This is a genomic window from Kineosporia sp. NBRC 101731, assembly GCF_030269305.1.
Classification (GTDB): Bacteria; Actinomycetota; Actinomycetes; order Actinomycetales; family Kineosporiaceae; genus Kineosporia.
In genome coordinates this window covers 254,113-270,723 of sequence record NZ_BSTC01000003.1, presented here as the reverse complement: position 1 = coordinate 270,723, position 16,611 = coordinate 254,113, and the positions used below count along the sequence as shown (strand labels likewise).

The 16,611-nt window shown below is 71.7% G+C and carries 9 protein-coding genes; 5 read left to right on the top strand and 4 right to left on the bottom strand.

Translation table 11 applies throughout. The features are described 5' to 3' along the window. The first annotated feature begins 14 nt into the window (after positions 1-14). On the top strand, positions 15-2,771 hold the full coding sequence (locus QSK05_RS11280; protein ID WP_285596856.1) for a LuxR C-terminal-related transcriptional regulator: 2,757 nt from the start codon (positions 15-17) through the stop codon (positions 2,769-2,771). A gap of 126 nt (positions 2,772-2,897) precedes the next feature. Here the strand turns inward: QSK05_RS11280 and QSK05_RS11275 are convergent, their stop codons facing one another. Continuing rightward, a complete protein-coding gene (locus tag QSK05_RS11275; RefSeq protein ID WP_285596854.1) occupies positions 2,898-3,656 on the bottom strand; it encodes a DeoR/GlpR family DNA-binding transcription regulator in 759 nt (252 codons plus the stop codon). A 148-nt stretch (positions 3,657-3,804) separates the two neighbouring features. Here QSK05_RS11275 and QSK05_RS11270 point away from each other — a divergent pair, with 148 nt between their 5' ends. Then, positions 3,805-4,449 (top strand): sigma-70 family RNA polymerase sigma factor, encoded by a 645-nt coding sequence (locus QSK05_RS11270; RefSeq protein ID WP_285596852.1) that lies wholly within the window; start codon positions 3,805-3,807, stop codon positions 4,447-4,449. Here QSK05_RS11270 and QSK05_RS11265 read toward each other — a convergent pair. The 3 genes from QSK05_RS11265 to QSK05_RS11255 are packed head-to-tail and all read right to left on the bottom strand — an operon-like array spanning position 4,358 to position 11,562. Next, on the bottom strand, positions 4,358-7,789 hold the full coding sequence (locus QSK05_RS11265) for a right-handed parallel beta-helix repeat-containing protein (protein WP_285596850.1): 3,432 nt from the start codon (positions 7,787-7,789) through the stop codon (positions 4,358-4,360). The two genes, QSK05_RS11270 and QSK05_RS11265, sit on opposite strands and share 92 nt — an antisense overlap. Further along, the gene (locus QSK05_RS11260; protein WP_285596848.1) at positions 7,774-8,811 is read right to left on the bottom strand and encodes a hypothetical protein; all 1,038 of its coding nucleotides are present in this window, start codon (positions 8,809-8,811) and stop codon (positions 7,774-7,776) included. Before QSK05_RS11260 ends, QSK05_RS11265 begins: the two co-directional genes overlap by 16 nt. Next, positions 8,812-11,562: a hypothetical protein gene (locus QSK05_RS11255; RefSeq protein ID WP_285596845.1), complete on the bottom strand. Its 2,751-nt coding sequence runs from the start codon at positions 11,560-11,562 to the stop codon at positions 8,812-8,814. A 203-nt stretch (positions 11,563-11,765) separates the two neighbouring features. Between QSK05_RS11255 and QSK05_RS11250 the strand changes: the two genes are divergently transcribed. The 3 genes from QSK05_RS11250 to QSK05_RS11240 all read left to right on the top strand — a co-directional run bounded on the left by QSK05_RS11250 (position 11,766) and on the right by QSK05_RS11240 (position 16,570). Then, positions 11,766-13,238 (top strand): FtsK/SpoIIIE domain-containing protein, encoded by a 1,473-nt coding sequence (locus QSK05_RS11250; RefSeq protein ID WP_285596843.1) that lies wholly within the window; start codon positions 11,766-11,768, stop codon positions 13,236-13,238. A 274-nt stretch (positions 13,239-13,512) separates the two neighbouring features. Further along, on the top strand, positions 13,513-15,303 hold the full coding sequence (locus tag QSK05_RS11245) for a DUF1800 domain-containing protein (RefSeq protein ID WP_285596841.1): 1,791 nt from the start codon (positions 13,513-13,515) through the stop codon (positions 15,301-15,303). A 7-nt stretch (positions 15,304-15,310) separates the two neighbouring features. After that, positions 15,311-16,570 (top strand): DUF1501 domain-containing protein, encoded by a 1,260-nt coding sequence (locus QSK05_RS11240; RefSeq protein WP_285596839.1) that lies wholly within the window; start codon positions 15,311-15,313, stop codon positions 16,568-16,570. Positions 16,571-16,611 lie beyond the last annotated feature (41 nt).

Sequence of the window (16,611 nt, the reverse complement as noted above, 5' to 3'; positions counted from 1 at the left end):
TTTGGAGCAATGGCGTGACGGACGCGGACGGGCACCCGGGGTACCCCGGGCCCCTCGGGCCCCTCGGGTTCACGGCAACCGGCCGTGAACCCGAGGTCCACGCCGTCCGTCACCGGATCCGGCGACTGCGCGCCGGTAGCGGCGGGGTCCTGCTCGTCGAGGGTGAGGCCGGTGCCGGACGCTCGACCCTGCTGGGTCACGCGCTCTCTGAGGCTGCGGGACTCACGGTGCTGCAGGCCACGGCCGACGAGTTCAGCCCGCACTTCCCGTTGCAGGTGCTGCAGGACGCGCTGGGAGACCCCGGCCTGACCACGATCGACGAGGTGCTGTCGAATGTAGCCGCACTGGTGACCTCGGGCCCGGTGCTGCTGTGCGTCGACGACCTGCAGTGGGCCGACGCGACCACGCTCCTGGCCTGGCACCGCCTCTCCCGCCTGGCCCGGTCCGCCCCGCTGCTCCTGGTCGGCGCCCACCGCCCGGTGCCGCATCACGCGGACCGGACCCGTCGTGAGGACCTGCCGATGCTGCGCCGCGCCCTGACCGGCGCGGGCGCCGAGGTCCTCACGCTGGGACCCCTGCCGGAGACGGTGGTGGACGCCCTGCTCGGCACCCTGGTCGGCCCACTGCCCGGCCCACTGCCCGGCCCGCTGGCCGGCTCCTGCGCAGACACCACCCGGCTGCGGGCCCTGGCTGCCCGCACGGGCGGGAATCCCCGCTATCTCGCCGATGTCATCGACCTGGCCGGTCCCGGGACACCCGGGTCTCCGGGGTCTCCGGGGACTCCGGGGACTCCGGGGACTCCGGGGCTTCCCCCGGGCCTGGCCGAACGCCTGGAGCACCGCCTGGCCTTCCTCACCACCCCCACCCGCCGGCTCCTGGGTACGGCCGCCCTCCTGGGCGATCGCTTCTCGATCGCCGACCTGGCCGTACTCACCGCCCTCCCGGTGACCGAGCTGCTACCGATGCTGGACGAGGCCCGCACCACCGGGTTGCTCGCCGAACAGCAGGCCCACCTCACCTTCCGCCACCCGATCCTGCGTGATGCCCTGGCCGAGCGGGTACCCGCCGGGGCACGTCTCCTGCTCCACCGGCAGGCCGCCCACGACCTGGCCCGGGCGGGCAGCCGACCGGACGTGGTGTGCGGGCAACTGCTGGCCTCCCTCGACCCTGCCACCCCGGCCACCCCGGCCACCCCGGTGGCGGACTGGATCGTCACCTGGCTGCTGGAGACAGGAACCGCGCTCGTCACGGCGGACCCGGCCGGCGCCGAGCGTCTGCTGAGGGCCGCGCTGCGCAGCGCGGCCCTCAGCACCACCGCAAGCACCGCAAGCACCGCAAGCACCGACAAGACGCGGGACGCGCTGACCGTCCTGCTCGTGCAGGCCCTCTTCCATCAGGGCCGCACCACCGAGACCCGATCGCTGGCCGGGCAGGTCCTGCGCACGACCGGCGACGCGGACGTCATCGCGACGATGAGCTGGATCCTGACCTGGGCCGACCCGACCGGAAGGGAAGCGACCGAGGCCGCCGCGGACCTCGTCCGTACATCGGTGTTGCGTCGTGTCCTCACCGCGCCGGATCTCAGCCCCTGGGGGGCGCAGCGCCTGCGGGCCACCCTCGCCCGGCGGCTCGAGGACGCCGGCGACCACGAGGGCGCGGTCTCGGTCGTCGCCCCGGTCGTGGAGAGCGGTACCGATCCGCTGGCCGTCGCCGTTGCCCTCGGTCTGGGACTCGCACGGGGGCACGACGGCACCGACATCGAGCAGGCACTGCGTCTGATCACCGGCAGCACCGATCCTGCGGCCTCGCCGGTGCGACGGTGGCTGCACCGCCGGCTCACGCAACTGCTGACCGGGCCCGCCGCCCGGCGGGCCGCCCGCGACCTGCTCGCCGAGGCCGAGTGTTCCGGGTCCCCGGTCGCGATCGACACCGCCCGGGTGATCAACGCCGACCTGCTCTACCGCCACGGGGACTGGGACCGTGCGCTCGAACTCCTGGCGGGCACCGCGTCCGTCGGTGCCCAGGACCACAGCTGCCGACAGGCCCTGAGAGCCCTGAGAGCCCTGATCGCGCTGCACCGGGGTGACGCCGAGACCGCCGCCCGGGAGATCACGACCGCCAGCGCCGGGGCGGACGAGACCGACGAACGCCTCACCCTGGCGCGCGCCCTCCTGGCCGAGCTGCGGGGACATCCCGAAGAGGCCCTGGCCGTGCTGACATCGGCACCGGTGGCACCGGTGGTTCCGATCCTCTGGCGTACGGCCCTGACCCGGCTGCGCCTGACCCTGACCGGTGACGAGGAACCGGCCGACGAGACGCCGGACCTGACCGACGACGATCCCCTGAGGTCGGCGCAGCACCTGGAGAACCAGGCCCTGGTCCACGCCCGCCAGGGCGATCTGGCCCGGGCCCGCGCCGCTCACAGCCGGGCCGGGGAGATCTACCTGACGCTCGGCGCGCAGGGCGAGCTACGTCGCCTCGACACCCGTCTGAAGCCGTTCGGTGTTCACCGCCGGCGCGGCCCCCGGCGGCCGGTCAGCGGCTGGCCGTCCCTGACCCCGGCCGAGGTGAGCATCGCCCAGCTGGTCGCCGAGGGCCACACCAACGCCGACATCGCGGCCCGGCTGTTCGTCAGCCGGCGCACGGTCGAGGGCCACGTGTCCCACGTCCTGGCCAAACTCGGCCTGCGGTCCCGGGTCGAACTGGCGCGGGACGCCGGCCGCCGGTCCCAGGGCCAGTCGGCCGAGCGGACAGCCGTTCTCGCCGGATGAGGACGAGGCTGGAACAGGGGCTGGGGCTGGGGCGGCACCCCCACCACCTCGTTCGTGATCATGCAAAGTGTCCCCGGAGCCCTGGAACGCTGGGGACACTGTGCATGATCACGAGCAGGAGGAAGATCAGGCACGCACCACGCGGGGGCCGGCCAGCCCCAGCGCCGCGGCGGCACTGTCTTCCAGCCCCGAGTCCGTGATCAGCACGTCGAGGTCGGACACCGACCCGAACCGGGCCAGGGAGTAGTTCTCGATCTTGGAGTGGTCGGCCAGCAGCACGGTGCGGCGGGCGGCGCTCATCATCGACGCCTTCACCGAGGCCTCGCCCGGGTCCGGGGTGGTCAGGCCGCGTTCCAGCGAGACCCCGCTGGCGGCCAGGAAGGCCACGTCCACGTACATCCGCGACAGCGGCTGCAGCAGCCACTCGTCCACGGTGGCGAAGGTGCTGCGCCGCACCCGCCCGCCGAGCATGATCACGGTGAGGTTGGGGCGCGGGGTCAGCATCATGGCGATGGCCGGGGAGTTCACGATGACGGTGAGCTCGCGATCGGTCGGCAGCACCTCGGCCATGCGGCTGGTGGTGGAACCGGCGTCGAGCACGATCGAGCCCTCGTCGGGCACCTCGGCCAACGCGGCCTTGGCGATACGCTCCTTCTCCGTGGTCATCACCGAATCCCGCACCGCCAGAACCGGATCGGGCGCGCGGCCGACCGGGACGGCACCGCCGTAGACCCGGCGCACGTTGCCCGAGCGTTCCAGCACCGTCAGGTCGCGGCGGATGGTCTCGGTGGTGACGGCGAAGTCGGTGGCCAGGGTGACGACGTCGACGCGACCCTCGTCGCGGGCCAGACGAAGAATCTCCTTCTGGCGCTCGTCGGCGTTCATCGTTCTCCTCTCACCGAATCAAGGTATCTTCGCCCAAGGTCAAAGTCATGCCTCCGCCCCGGCCCAAGTTGTGATGTGGGTATCGAAACCCACAAAACAGGTATTGCTACGGGCGAAATTGCCCGTTTCAGAGCGAAGCATTGACCCCATGACCACCTCTCACGCATCCCGTTCCCAGGACACGTTCGTCCGCGATCTCTACGCCCACCACGCCACCTCGCTACTGGCCTACGTCACCCGGATCCTCAACGACCCTCAGCAGGCCGAGGACGTGGTGCAGGAGACCATGCTGCGGGCCTGGCGGCACTCCGACCGGCTCACCTGCGACCGCGCCCAGCTGCACCGCTGGCTCAGCACCGTCGCGCGCAACGTGGCCTTCGACCGCATCCGCGCCCGCAACGCCCGGCCCACCGAGGTCGAGGAGACCGAGAGGGAGATCGAGGTCACCGCCGACCACGCCGCCGCGGTCATCGACTCGGTGCTGCTGGCACAGGCTCTCGCCGGCCTGTCGGCCAAACATCGCCAGGCTCTGGAACAGGTCTACCTGCACGGGTACAGCACCACCGAGGCCGCGGCCGTGCTGGGCGTGCCGGTGGGCACCGTGAAGACCCGCACGCATCACGCCCTGCGGCGCCTGCGGATCCGGCTGGCCTCCGAGCGGCCCGAGCGGCCCGAGAGGCCCGGGCGACTGGGCCAGGACCTCAGGACGCCGCGAAGTCGGCCGGCAGCAGCAGCACCAGGTCCTGCATCGACGGTGAACTCATACCCCGTAGCCGTTTCGCATGCCGGGTGACCGCCTCGTCGAGCACCTGCCGGGCGAAACGACCGTTGCCGAAGGAGCTCCCGCGCGCGGTGGCGGCGAAGCGGGAACGCAGCGCCGCCACGGTCGAACCGGTGCACTCGTACCCGGCCGTGGCCGCATGCTGACAGACGATCGTCACGAGTTCGTCGACGCTGTAGTCGGCGAACCGCACACGGTGCGAGAACCGTGAGGCCAGGCCCGGGTTCACATTGAGGAACGACTCCATCTCGTCCGCGTACCCGGCCGCGATCACCACCACCTCGTCCCGGTGGTCCTCCATCAGCTTGACCAGGGTGTCGATGGCTTCCCGACCGAAGTCATTCCCCGAGCCTCCGCCCTGGTTCGTCAGCGCGTACGCCTCGTCCACGAAAAGAACCCCGCCCCGGGCCTTGTCGAAGGCCTCCGTGGTGCGCTGCGCGGTGTGACCGACATACTCCCCGACCAGGTCGGGCCGGCCCACCTCGACCACCTGCCCACCGGCCAGCACACCCAGCGCGGCCAGGATCTGCCCGTACAGCCGCGCGATCGTGGTCTTACCGGTTCCGGGGGGCCCGGCGAAGATCAGGTGCCGCGAGAGCGGCGGCGCGGGAAGCCCGGCCGCCAGACGCTGCCGCGACGACGCCAGCAGGTCGACCATGTTGCTGACCTCGCGCTTGACGTCGGCCAGGCCCACCATCTGTTCCAGCTGACCCAGCAGCGCGTCCACGCGGTCGGTGTCGACCTGCCCCGCGCCGGCGCCGATCGAACTGCCCGGCAGGGCCCCGAGGTCGTCGGGCAGCAGCCGGGTCAGCGCCACCGGGTTGGCGTCCGGATCCTCCGCCAGCCGGTAGGCCTGCCGGCCGACCATCTCCTCGAACACCTTGCGGGCGCTCCGGCCGTTGCCGAAGGCATCGTCCCGCGGCAGATTCTGGAAGTAGGTGAGCAGAGCGGCCCGGGTCTCGAACTCCAGCCGGTAGGAGTGCGTCCCGCACAGACCCTCGACGATCGTCACCAGGTCGGCCGCGACGTAGTCGGCGAAGTCGATGGTGCGCGAGAACCGGGATGCCAGGCCCGGGTTGCTCGCCAGGAACTTGCGCATGTCCTGGGTGTACCCGGCCACGACCACCACCACCTCCTCGCGATGGTCCTCCATCAGCTTCACCAGCGTGTCGATCGCCTCCCGGCCGAAGTCCGGACCGCCCGAGGCCGCCGCCGACAGGGTGTAGGCCTCGTCGATGAAAAGCACTCCGCCGAGCGCCTCCTGGAAACGCTCGGCAGTCTTCAGAGCGGTGCCCCCGACCACGCTCGCGACCAGGTCGGGGCGACCGACCTCGACCAGCTGACCGGTGCTGATCACCCCGAGCTCGGCCAGGATCTGCCCGTACAACCGGGCGATCGTCGTCTTGCCGGTACCGGGCGACCCGGCGAACACCAGGTGCCGGGACAACGGTGGTGACGGAAGGCCGGCCGCGGCCCGGCGATCGGCCATCTGGTGCAACCGCACCAGGGTCTCCACCTCGCGCTTCACCTCGGCGAGACCGACCAGTGAGTTCAGCTCGCCCAGGAGCTGGGCCAGCCGTCCGGTGCCGAAAGATCTGGGTGGAGCAGAGGACGACGTGGCCACCTCGGTCTCCCCCGCTCGCGGGGTCGGTACCGGGGTGGTCTCGGACGCGCCGTCCGGCAGCTCCTCGTCGGTGTCCTCCATCGGCTCATCCGGAGCGTCGACGATCGTCGTGTGGTCACCGAACACGTCCGAGGCGCCGTTGGCCGTCCCCCGGAAACGGGTGACGCTCAGCTGCTCCCCGGACGTCTGCACCCGCAGCCCGGCCCCACCGTTGTTGCGGCCGGTGCAGTCGGTCAGGTGCAGTTCCGCGTTGGACCGCACCCGGATGCCGTCGGCCCCGCCGTCGGTCACCTCGCACTCGGTGGCCGAACCGCCCGATCCGGAGGTCCATTCCAGCCCGGTGCGGCGGGACCGGCTGACCCGGGTGCGACGGAGCCGGGCGGTGCCCTCCTCCGTCACCAGTACGCCCTCGGAACCCGCGTCGGTGATCTCGGTCCCGCTCAGCTCGAGGTGACCACCGTGGACCCGCACTCCGGAACCGACCGGGTTCGTGATCGTCACCCCGCTGAAAGCCGGCAGGCCGCCGGACGTCACACTGATACCGATACCACCGGCCCGGCTGATGGTCAGGTCCTGGTAGGCGCCCCCCGCGTGCCCGTCGACCACCACGGCATCATCGCCGGTACCGGAGATGACCGCCCGGCGTACCTGCGGCGTCGCCTGACCACCCACCTGTAGACCGGTCGTGGCCGGTCGCTCGATGCGAAGGTCGTCGAAGATCGGTGTGGCGCTCCCGGCCACGGCGACACCGACCGTGGAACCACCGGTCACCACCAGGGCCTCGAAAGTAGTCGAGGCGTCGTCGGTCACGGTGACCCCGACGTTGCCGGCGTCGGACACCGAGCACTCGGCGAAGGTTCCCGCCGACCCGGAGAGCACCTGCACGCCGTAGCTCGCGGGCGATCGCACACCGACCCGTCGCAACTCCGGCGCGGCCTGCTCGACCAGAACGATGCCCTGCGCCCCGGAGTCGACGATCACGCAGTCCTGAAGCACCGGTGTGGAACTCGAGGCCACGAGAAGCCCGACCCCCGCGGCCGACTCGATCGTCGTGCCGGCGATCAGCGTGGAACTGGCGCCCTCGATCGCCACCGCCGGGTTGCCCGCCCGGCTGATGCGGGTGCTGCGGATCGCCCCCCGCGCGTTGTCGGCGGCCAGCAGCCCGCTGCCCTCGACCTCCTCGATGGTGCAGTCGACCAGTTGCGGATTGGCACCGCTGCGGATCACGACGGCGGACGAGGTGGTGCGGTGGATACGGCACTCACCGATCCGGCCCTCCGCGCCGTCGACGAACAACAGCCCGGCACCGCCCGGGTTGGTGAAGTCACAGCCCCGGGCCTGCACCTCGACCGCGCCGTGCGCGAAGAGCGCCGCGACACTGTCGGCCTGCACCCGGCACTCGTCCATGCGTAGCCGCCCGGTCTGCACGTCGATGGCCGACGACTGCCGGCCGTGGTGCCGGATGCCGATCCCGGACAGTGCCGCGGACTCGGTCGCGACGAGAACGGCCGGCTGGTCGCGGGACTCGATCCACACCTCGGCGGCCCCGGCCGCCGAGAGCGTCACCTCCCGGTCCAGCACCACCGACTCGGTGTAGGTGCCGGGCTGGATCGAGATCACGTCACCCGGCGAGGCCGCGGCCACCGCGTCACTGACGGTCCGGTACGAGTCCGAGCCCGTGGCGGAGACATTGAGGATCGCCCGGGCCACGTTCAGCCTGCCTGCCACACCGGTTCCTTTTCGGCCGGGGCGAACAGCGCCGCCGTCACCCGCTGCCGGTCGAACCGGCCGAGTGTACGAATGGGGGGCGGTCCGCCGAGAATGTGCGATATCAGATCGGGTTCGGGAGCCAGGTCGTACTCGGCCAGGTAGTAGGCCACCGCCTCGGTCCAGACCCAGACCCGGTCCGAGCGGAAGTCCACCGGCACGTTCGCCACCCGTTCGGGCCGGACCACGTCGTCCATCCGCCCCAGGGATCCCAGCACCGGCGTGGCCGATCGTAGGTAGGTCAGGACCTGTTCCCGGTCGGGCCCGGTCAGGCGGTGATGATCGTCGGTGAAGTACGGCCCCGACTCCTGCGCGCCGTCGAAGACCCGGGCCAGTCGCACCGGCACGGTGTCGGCCGCCCAGAGCAGGACCGCCGCGGCCAGGGCCTGATCGTGATAATCGGTGATGCAGAGCTCGTCCTCGTGGAAGATCTCGACCCGGGCCGGCTTCTCGCCGATCTCCTCGAGCGCGAACTGGGCCTCGGCCGTCATCTCCACCACGTCGGCGCCGCTGCGGGCCTCGCAGAGGTAGACCCGATCGGACGCCGGGCCGTCACCACCCCGGTACACCCGCCAGATCGCGATCGTCTCACCCACCCGGCAGACGGCCTCGACCACGGCTCGATCGGCCGGCTTGTGCCGGAGTTGCTCCCCCTCGACCAGTTCCGGGTCGGCGTCGAACCGGCCGCCGGCGAAGCGGTACTGCCGGGCGGCGGGCACCGCCACCGGGTACGAGGGGGCGGATCGGCCCTCCCGCTCCAGCAGGTCCCGCACCGCCTCGTGCTCCGCGACGGCCGGATCGCACTGCCCCGAGCCGATCATCGCCGCCAGCCGGTCGGCCATCTCGCCCCGCTCGTCGTCGGCCAGGCCCATGCGCAGGTGCGCCATCTCGCTGTCCGGGATCCGGCCGGCCAGGCCCAGCAACAACCGGTACAGGGCAAGCCGTTGCCCCTCCCGAGGCGGCGACGGGTCTTCGGAACTCACTCAGGACTCCTTCACGACGGCGGGACGGGTGGCGAACCAGGCCGGGTCACCCGGCAGGTCGGCGAAACCGGAGAGCGCCGGGCGTATCTCGTCGTCACCACGCTGCTCGTCGCGGATCCTGGCGGCCTCGTCCAGCCGGGCCCGGATCCGGGTCTCGGTCTCGACGGGACGCGTGCGCCCGGGCGGGACCTCGGCCAGCAGCACCCGGCGGACCGGTTCCGCATCGGCCGGATCGACGGCCAGCACGCGGAAGACCGTCCCCGGCTGGAACATCACCTCGTTGCTGCGGGAGGTGTCCACCAGTCCGGTCAGCCGGCGTGCCGTCACGGCCCAGATCAGCACCTCGACCGCACTCGACCTGCGGGTCTCCGGATCGTCCAGGGCCCGCAGCGGCGCCACCTCGGTGAGTTCCTGGCCGACCTGGTAATGGTCGAGGAGCTGGGTCTGTTCGGGACCGCCCCGCAGCACGACGCCCTCGTAGGTCGGCAGTCGCCGTAGTCCCCCGCTCAGGCACACCGCCAGAGGTTTCTCGTGTTCCTGGCACCCCGTCCGCACCGATTCCACCCAACTCTCGGCGTCCAGCTCGCAGGCCGCCCTCACCGCGGCGAGTTCCGTGACCAGCGTCTCGTCCACGGACGAGGTCACGCGCAGCCCCGGGGACTCGGCCAGCATCCGGGCCACCCCCCGGGCGTGGGAGTCGTACCGCCAGCCGAGCGAGGTCCGGAACACCTGCCGCTCCAACGGGGTACTCCTCCGATCGGCCAGCCACCGCTCACCGTCGGCTCCACCCCGCCGGTCCGGCGCCGGACCGGCGGACGAGGCATCGACCTCGACGTCGCCCGGCGCGCGAACCGCCGGTTCCGCAGTTCCCCCCGGTGCCGGGTCCGGCGTCGCGGACAGGTCTGCTTCCGGGACCGTTGCGGCGTTCCCCGGTCCGACCGGATCGGACTCGGCCACCGCGGACGCCATCGAGAGCTCGCGCAGATTCTGGGCGACCGACGCCAGATCCTCGTCCAGCCCACGGTTCCGGGCCCCGTCGTCCAGGATCGGCGACCGGTTCCCCGGACCGGACCCACTCGCCCGCAACTGCGGCACCGCCGCCGGATCCTTCGTCGCCCGGGACGCGGTCAGGTCGAGCAGAACCCTGACGTCGCCGGGAATATCGCTCTGGGGAACGAGATCCGGCGTCATCGCGACCGGCCGCGACGGAACGCCCGCCAGGGCCGGCACACGGGCAATACCGGCCGCCAGGACGGCCGGACCGCTGGTCGCCGGAGCTGGCTCAGGCTCCGTCGTCCCGGTCGTCACGGACCGGCCTGACCCAGCCTGAGCCGGCTCCGGCCGGCCCGTGACCCCGGCGACCATCGGCACCACGACCGACGAGCGGGTCAGCCCGGCGGCAACGAGTCCTGCCTCCCGATCGCGCTCGGGTGATCCCACATCACCAGGCAAGGTAGGCGGGACGGGACGTCCCAGAACCGGGCGCAGCACCCCGTCCTCATCCACGACCAGGGTGTAGGGCGACGACATCGTCCCGGCCACCGAAAGGGTGGCCTCCGGAACGTCGGCCTCAGGAACGACCGAAGGTCCGGGCCCGCCGGTGGGAGTCGTCTCCACCGAACCAGGACCCGCAGACCACTCGGCCGGTCCCCCGACCTCAGCGATCCCGACCGCCACGGATCCGGCCGGCAATGCTCCGGCCGGCGATGCTCCGGCCGGCGACACCCCGGCGGTCGCCGTCCCGTCCGGGGCCGGGACCACCGACCCCGCCCCCGTGGACGACGACATCAGGACCGCGATCGAGGACGGATGCCGGGTGATCTCCTCGACATCCCGCAACCGGCTCGGCCGTCCGGTCCGGTCCAGTTCGGCCAGCCGCCGGGCACCGTCCACCGCGTAGTAGGGAAGCGCCTGATGCGCCCGCACGGCGTTCCCGAGACGATCGGCGACGCCCTGGACCAGCCCCAGCCACGTCGTCCCGGTGGAGCCGTAGGGAGCCAGCACCACGTGCTCGCGCCAGGTCGTGGACAGCGAACTGATCACCCCCGCGAGTTCGTCGGCGGTGGGCACCGGCTCACCGGGCGCACCGACCAGCAGCAGGGGTCGGTCCCGGTCGACGGGCACCCCGAAACCCAGGTCGGACAGCGCCTTGCGCTGTCCGCCGGCCGAACGTACCCACAGTCCGGCCGGGATCGGTGTGCCGCTCAGCCGCCCGGCCAGAGAGGGCCCGGGTGAGAACGCCTCCACCGCCGGCAGCCAGCCGGTGCTGTAGTGCGTCTCCTGCCAGGTCGGCGCCGGGTGACGAGGGCCGAGCCACTGCGGGGTCCAGCCCCGGCGGAAGGCCAGCCAACCGCCGTCCTCACCGGCCGAGAACAGCTCCCCGCCACGCAGGGCGATGAGGGCACCGTCGGGGGCGATCACCTGCACCTGGAGCTGGTCGGCCAGGATCGAGGCGGGCGCCGGACCACCGCCGGGCCCGGACCTCGCCGCGCGGGCCGCGACCAGCCGGACGTCGGAGGGCGACCCCGACCCGGTCACGTTCAGGTGGTCGCGGATCTGGCCGATCAACGCCGGCGCGGGGTTCTGGAGGGCGCCCATCGCCGAGGAGTCGACCACCAGGGGCACGGTGAACGGCTCGGGTGCGAGCGCGGCCACGATTCCCCGGCAGGTCGGATCGGTGTCCCCGGCCCGCATCAGCAGCGCATTATCGGCCCGCTCAACGATCACCGGGGCACTGCCACCGCTACCCACGCGTCGTCCTTCCCGCCGTCGTCCGCCGTCATTCGCCGTCATTCGCCGTCATTCGCCGGTGTCCGGCATCCCGGACATCCAGACGATTCAACGGGGCGCAACCGGAGACCGGTTCAAAACCGCCGTGTACCGGACGCCTCCAGAAACACGGAATACTGGTGAACTCCCATCCGGGTTCAGCCGTACGAGAGGATCTCCAGACCTTGCTTCACGACAGCGATCTGCTGGGTCTGGACCGGCTCCTCGAGCCCCTGCTCCCCCACCCCGACCGCGGGCTCGGTGCGACCGCGTCGTCCTCAGTCCCCCGACTGCACGTCCCGGTCGGCATCGGCCCCGACGACACCGTCTGCCGGGCCGATCTGCGTGGCCACACCCTGGTCACCGGCCCGCCCGGTAGCGGCCGCAGCAGCACGATCGCGGTGCTCATGGCCGCTCTGGCCCTGACCCGCACACCCGACGAGGTGCAGTTCCACTGCCTCGCCACCGGGCCGGGTCCCGCCGACCTGGCCGGTCTGCCGCACGTGGGCACGGTGATCGCCCCCGACGACCGCGCCGCGGTGATCGGCCTGCTGCAGCAACTGAGCACCCGGCCGCACCCCGACACCGAGATCTACCTGGTCATCGACTGCCCGGCGCAGTTGTCGGCGCTGGGTCCCGAACTGATCGCGACCGCCGACGCCGCCCCGGGTCGCGAGGCGCACCTTCTGGTCGCGGCCGACAGTGAGGCGCAGGTTCCCGACGGTTTGAGGACGTGGTTCACCACCCACGTCGATCTCGAGGGTTCCGTGGGGGGCCGGGTGACCGGGCCGGACGGCCGCGCGACGCCGTTCACCCCGGTCGCCGCGCGTATCGGCCTGCCGTCCACAGTTGATGGCGCGGTTGATGGCGCTGATGGCGCTGATGACGCTGATGACGCGGTCGCGGCCCGGCGCCGCCTGGCCGCGACGGTCGATGAGTACTGGCAGCCGCGGGCCGGGGCGCCCACGCTGGTGAACCCGACCTCGTCCGTCCGCCCGTCGGCCCTCCCCACCGCGAGTACGACGCTGCAGGTGCCGCTGGGTGCCGGGCCCGGCCGGCCCGCGCCCGTGCTGCACGACTTCGCCCGGCACCGGGCCCTGATCGTGCGCGGGCCGAAGGCCAGTGGCCGCACCACCCTGCTGCGTTCGATCGCCGAGGAACTGGTGCGCGGCCGTACCCCGGCCCAGGTCCGCCTTCTGCTGGTCGACTACCGGGCCGGGCTGATGGAGTGCGTGGCCGAGGACTTCCTGCTGGGTCACGCGTTCCACGCCAACGCGCTGCGCGACCTGATCGACGGCACCCTCTGGGCCCTGGCCGGGCGGCGTCAGGGACCCGGCGGCCAGAACAGCACCGAGTGGCGCGGCCCCCGGCTCTACGTGCTCGTCGACGACCACGTGCACGCCCCCGACGACGAGGACATCTGGTCCCCCGTGCTGGAGCACCTGGGCGGCGAGCAGGACGCGGGCGTGCACCTGGTGCTGGCCGAGGCCGTCGACCAGCCTGCGCCGACCGAGGACGACGTCAGCAGCATCACGCTGAGCGAGGCGCTGCTCGACATCGGCGCCGCGACCGTGGACCTGCCCGAACCCGGCTCCGACGTGCCGGTGGCGACCTACCGTGCGGACGGCCGGACGACCGGCTTCACCTGGATTTATTAGTCGTTACGCGAAAATCGCGTGAACGGTTCACACCGGAAAATCTCGGGTTGATAAATTTCGGGCCGCAGCAAGCCGAAAACCGCCTCGCGCGAATACACGTCGCCTCCCACTGCGGTTTTCCCCTGCGTTCCATACCTTCTCGGCCGTGCGGAGGTCAGGAATCTTTTGACGGCCGCGTGACGCCCCCGTAAGGGACCCTGCGGCTTCATGTCCTGAGCGCGTTCCGGTCCCGGAGCGCAGTAATTCTCCGTGACGTGGAAGGACTCCCCTCCCCATGCCCGAGCTGCCCCCGCCGCCCGCACCGGACCGGCGGTCCCGACGGGTCGCCGCCGAGTCGAGCCACGACGCCGGGCGCCTCTCGCGCCGCACGCTGGTGGCGGCCGGCGGTACCGGCGTGGCCGCGGCGACCGCCACCGCCGCCTTCCTGCTGAAGCCCTCCGGTGGGACCGCCACCGCAGCACCCACGACCGGGCCGGTCACGCTGACCGCCGCCCAGCGCACGGCGAACGCCGCCGAGGCGGCCGATGTCGCCCGGGCGGCGAAGGCCACGGCCACCGAGAGCACGACCGGGAGCGCCGCCGAGGGCACCGGGTCCACGGCGACCACCTCGTCCTCAAGCACCACCGCCGCGGCCGCGACGTACTCGATGAACCGCGACCTCGACCCCGCGCTGCTGCTGAGCCGGGCCACCTACGGGCACACCACCGCGTCCGCCGCCGAACTCAGGCGCCTGGGCCCGAAGAAGTGGCTCGAATGGCAGCTCCAGCCGGCGAAGATCTCCGACCCGGGCGTGAAGGTGCTGGGGCAGTACTGGCCGCAGCTGAGCCGCACGATCAGCCAGGTGAAGGCCGCGACGGACGGCAAGGACTACTGGATGCCGCTGATGGGTGACCACATCGGTCGCGCCATCTTCAGCCGCCGCCAGCTGTTCGAGGTGATGGTCGACTTCTGGTCCAACCACCTCAACGTCTTCCCCTCCGACGCCCCCGGAGGCACCTACGAGACCCGGCACGCCTACCAGCGCGACGTGATCCGCCGGCACGCCCTGGGCGACTTCGAGTCGATGCTGCTGGCCAGCGCCTTCCACCCGACGATGCTGGCCTACCTGAACGGCAACGGTTCCACCGGCCAGGAGCCGAACGAGAACTACGCCCGGGAGATCCTGGAGCTGCACACGGTCGGTGTCGACGCCGGGTACACCGAGCGCGATGTGCGCAGGGGCGCCCTGCTGCTGACCGGCTGGAAGCTCGACGACCAGCTGCGCGCCACCTACCTGCCGGCTAACCACTATGTCGGCAAGCTCAGGGTTTTCGGCTTCACCACGGCGAACGCCACCGCCGCCTCGGGGAAGGCGGCCCAGCGCGCCTACGTGAAATACCTGGCCCGGCATCCGAAGACGGCCCAGCACATCGCCCGCAAGCTGGCGGTGCGGTTCGTGAGCGACAACCCGCCCGCGTCGCTGGTGAAGAAGCTGGCCGCCGCCTACACCAAGAACGACACGAAGATCGCTCCGGTGCTGCGGATGCTGTTCTCCTCGAAGGAGTTCTCGGTCTCGAAGGGAAAGAAGCTGCGCCGGCCGATGGAGCAGCTGGTGGCCACCGCCCGCGCCCTGGACCTGAAGCCGGCCACCGACCCGATCGGGCTGCTCGACCTGGTGCAGATCAGCCGGCAGGCCGGGCACGGTCCGGTCTCCTGGCCCCAGCCGAACGGCTACGACGACTCGGCGGCCTCGTACCAGTCGCCCGCCGCCGCGCTCATCATCTTCAACGCCACCTCGGCCTGGCTGGTCGGCGGCGGGGCCCGGCTCAAGAACCCGGGCTTCGTGGGCTTCCTGAAGAATCCCCCGACGAACCGCACGGCCGCCGTCACCGCCACGGCCCGTAAACTCCTGGGCCGCAACCCGACCACGGCCGAACGCAAGGCCGTCACCACGCTGCTGAACTCGGCGACGCTCGGGGGTCAGAAACTGCCCACCACGTTCACCGCCGGGTCCCAGCAGCAGCGAGAGACCATCTATCTGACGGCGATGCTGCTGCTGTCGTCACCCGCCCACCTGACCCGATAGGCCCGTGATGACGACGACTGAGACCAACTGCGGCTGCCCCGAGGGCCGGGGTATGTCCCGGCGCAACCTGCTGCGCGGTGCCGTGGCCACCGGCCTGACCGCCGGCCTCACCACCGCCTCCGGGGTCGAGCTGGCCTTCGGCGCGGCCGCGGGAACCGGCACCCTGGTGGTGCTCTCACTGCACGGCGGCATGGACGGCCTGTCCGTGGTCGTGCCCAACGGCGACGCCCACTACCTGACGTCGCGCCCGAACATCGGGGTGCAGGCCTCGGTGACCAAGAAGATCGACGCGATGTTCGGCCTGCACCCCGCGATGAAGCCGATCTTCGGCCTCTGGGACGCCGGCAGCATGGCCGCCGTGCAGGCGGTCGGCCAGGACGACCCGAGCCGTTCGCACTTCGCCGCGCAGGAAGCCATGGAGCGGGCCGCGCCGGGCTCGGGCCTGCGCACCGGCTGGATCGACCGCACCCTGGGCGGTCTCGGCAACCCGGGCGGGCTGACCGCGACCCAGGTCGGCGCGGGCAGCCAGATGCCGACCTCGATGAACGGCAACAACCTCAAGTTCGCGATCTCCACGATCGCGGGCGTGAAGCTCGACGGCAGCGGGGCCCAGGTTCCGCTCAGCGGCTGGAAGTCCGCGCTGAAGGCTTCCCGGGCCGGCACTCCCGCCACGGTCTGGCAGCCGCTCACGGCCGGGTTCCAGGCCGTCGGCAACCTCAGCACCCTGGCGAAGCAGACCGACGACCCCGCGCAGTACGGCTACCCCGACACCACCCTCGGGCACGCCCTGCACGACGTGGCCCGGCTGATCAAGGCCGACCTGGGCCTGAGCGTGGCCACGGTCGACCAGGGCGACTGGGACATGCACGCCGGCCTGGGCAAGCCCGACGCCGGCTGGATGTACAAGCAGCTCACCGAGCTCAGCACCGCCCTGGCCGCCTTCGCGAAGCACCTGGGTGACGCCGGGATGAAGAGGACCACTCTGGTGACACTCAGCGAGTTCGGCCGGCGCATCGACGAGAACGGTTCGGGCGGGCTCGATCACGGCCACGGCAACGCGGTGCTGCTGCTGGGCGGCGGGCTGAAGAAGGGTGTGCACGGCACCTGGCCGGGCCTGGCCGCCCAGGACCGCGTGGACGGCGACCTGGCCGGCACCACCGACTACCGCAGCATCGTCGCGGAAGTGCTGAAGAAGCGCTGCGGGGTGAGCTCGACGACGAACATCTTCCCCGGGTTCAAGCCCAAGACCGTCGGGCTGTTCGCCTGATCCAGTGACCACCTTCCCGTTCGTGATCATGCAAACTGTCC

Bases quoted from the DNA above. Each gene is read 5' to 3' on its own strand.
- QSK05_RS11275 (WP_285596854.1), bottom strand. From the start codon at position 3,656: ATGAACGCCGACGAGCGCCAGAAGGAGATTCTTCGTCTGGCCCGCGAC.
- QSK05_RS11270 (WP_285596852.1), top strand. From the start codon at position 3,805: ATGACCACCTCTCACGCATCCCGTTCCCAGGACACGTTCGTCCGCGAT.
- QSK05_RS11245 (WP_285596841.1), top strand. From the start codon at position 13,513: ATGCCCGAGCTGCCCCCGCCGCCCGCACCGGACCGGCGGTCCCGACGG.
- QSK05_RS11240 (WP_285596839.1), top strand. From the start codon at position 15,311: ATGACGACGACTGAGACCAACTGCGGCTGCCCCGAGGGCCGGGGTATG.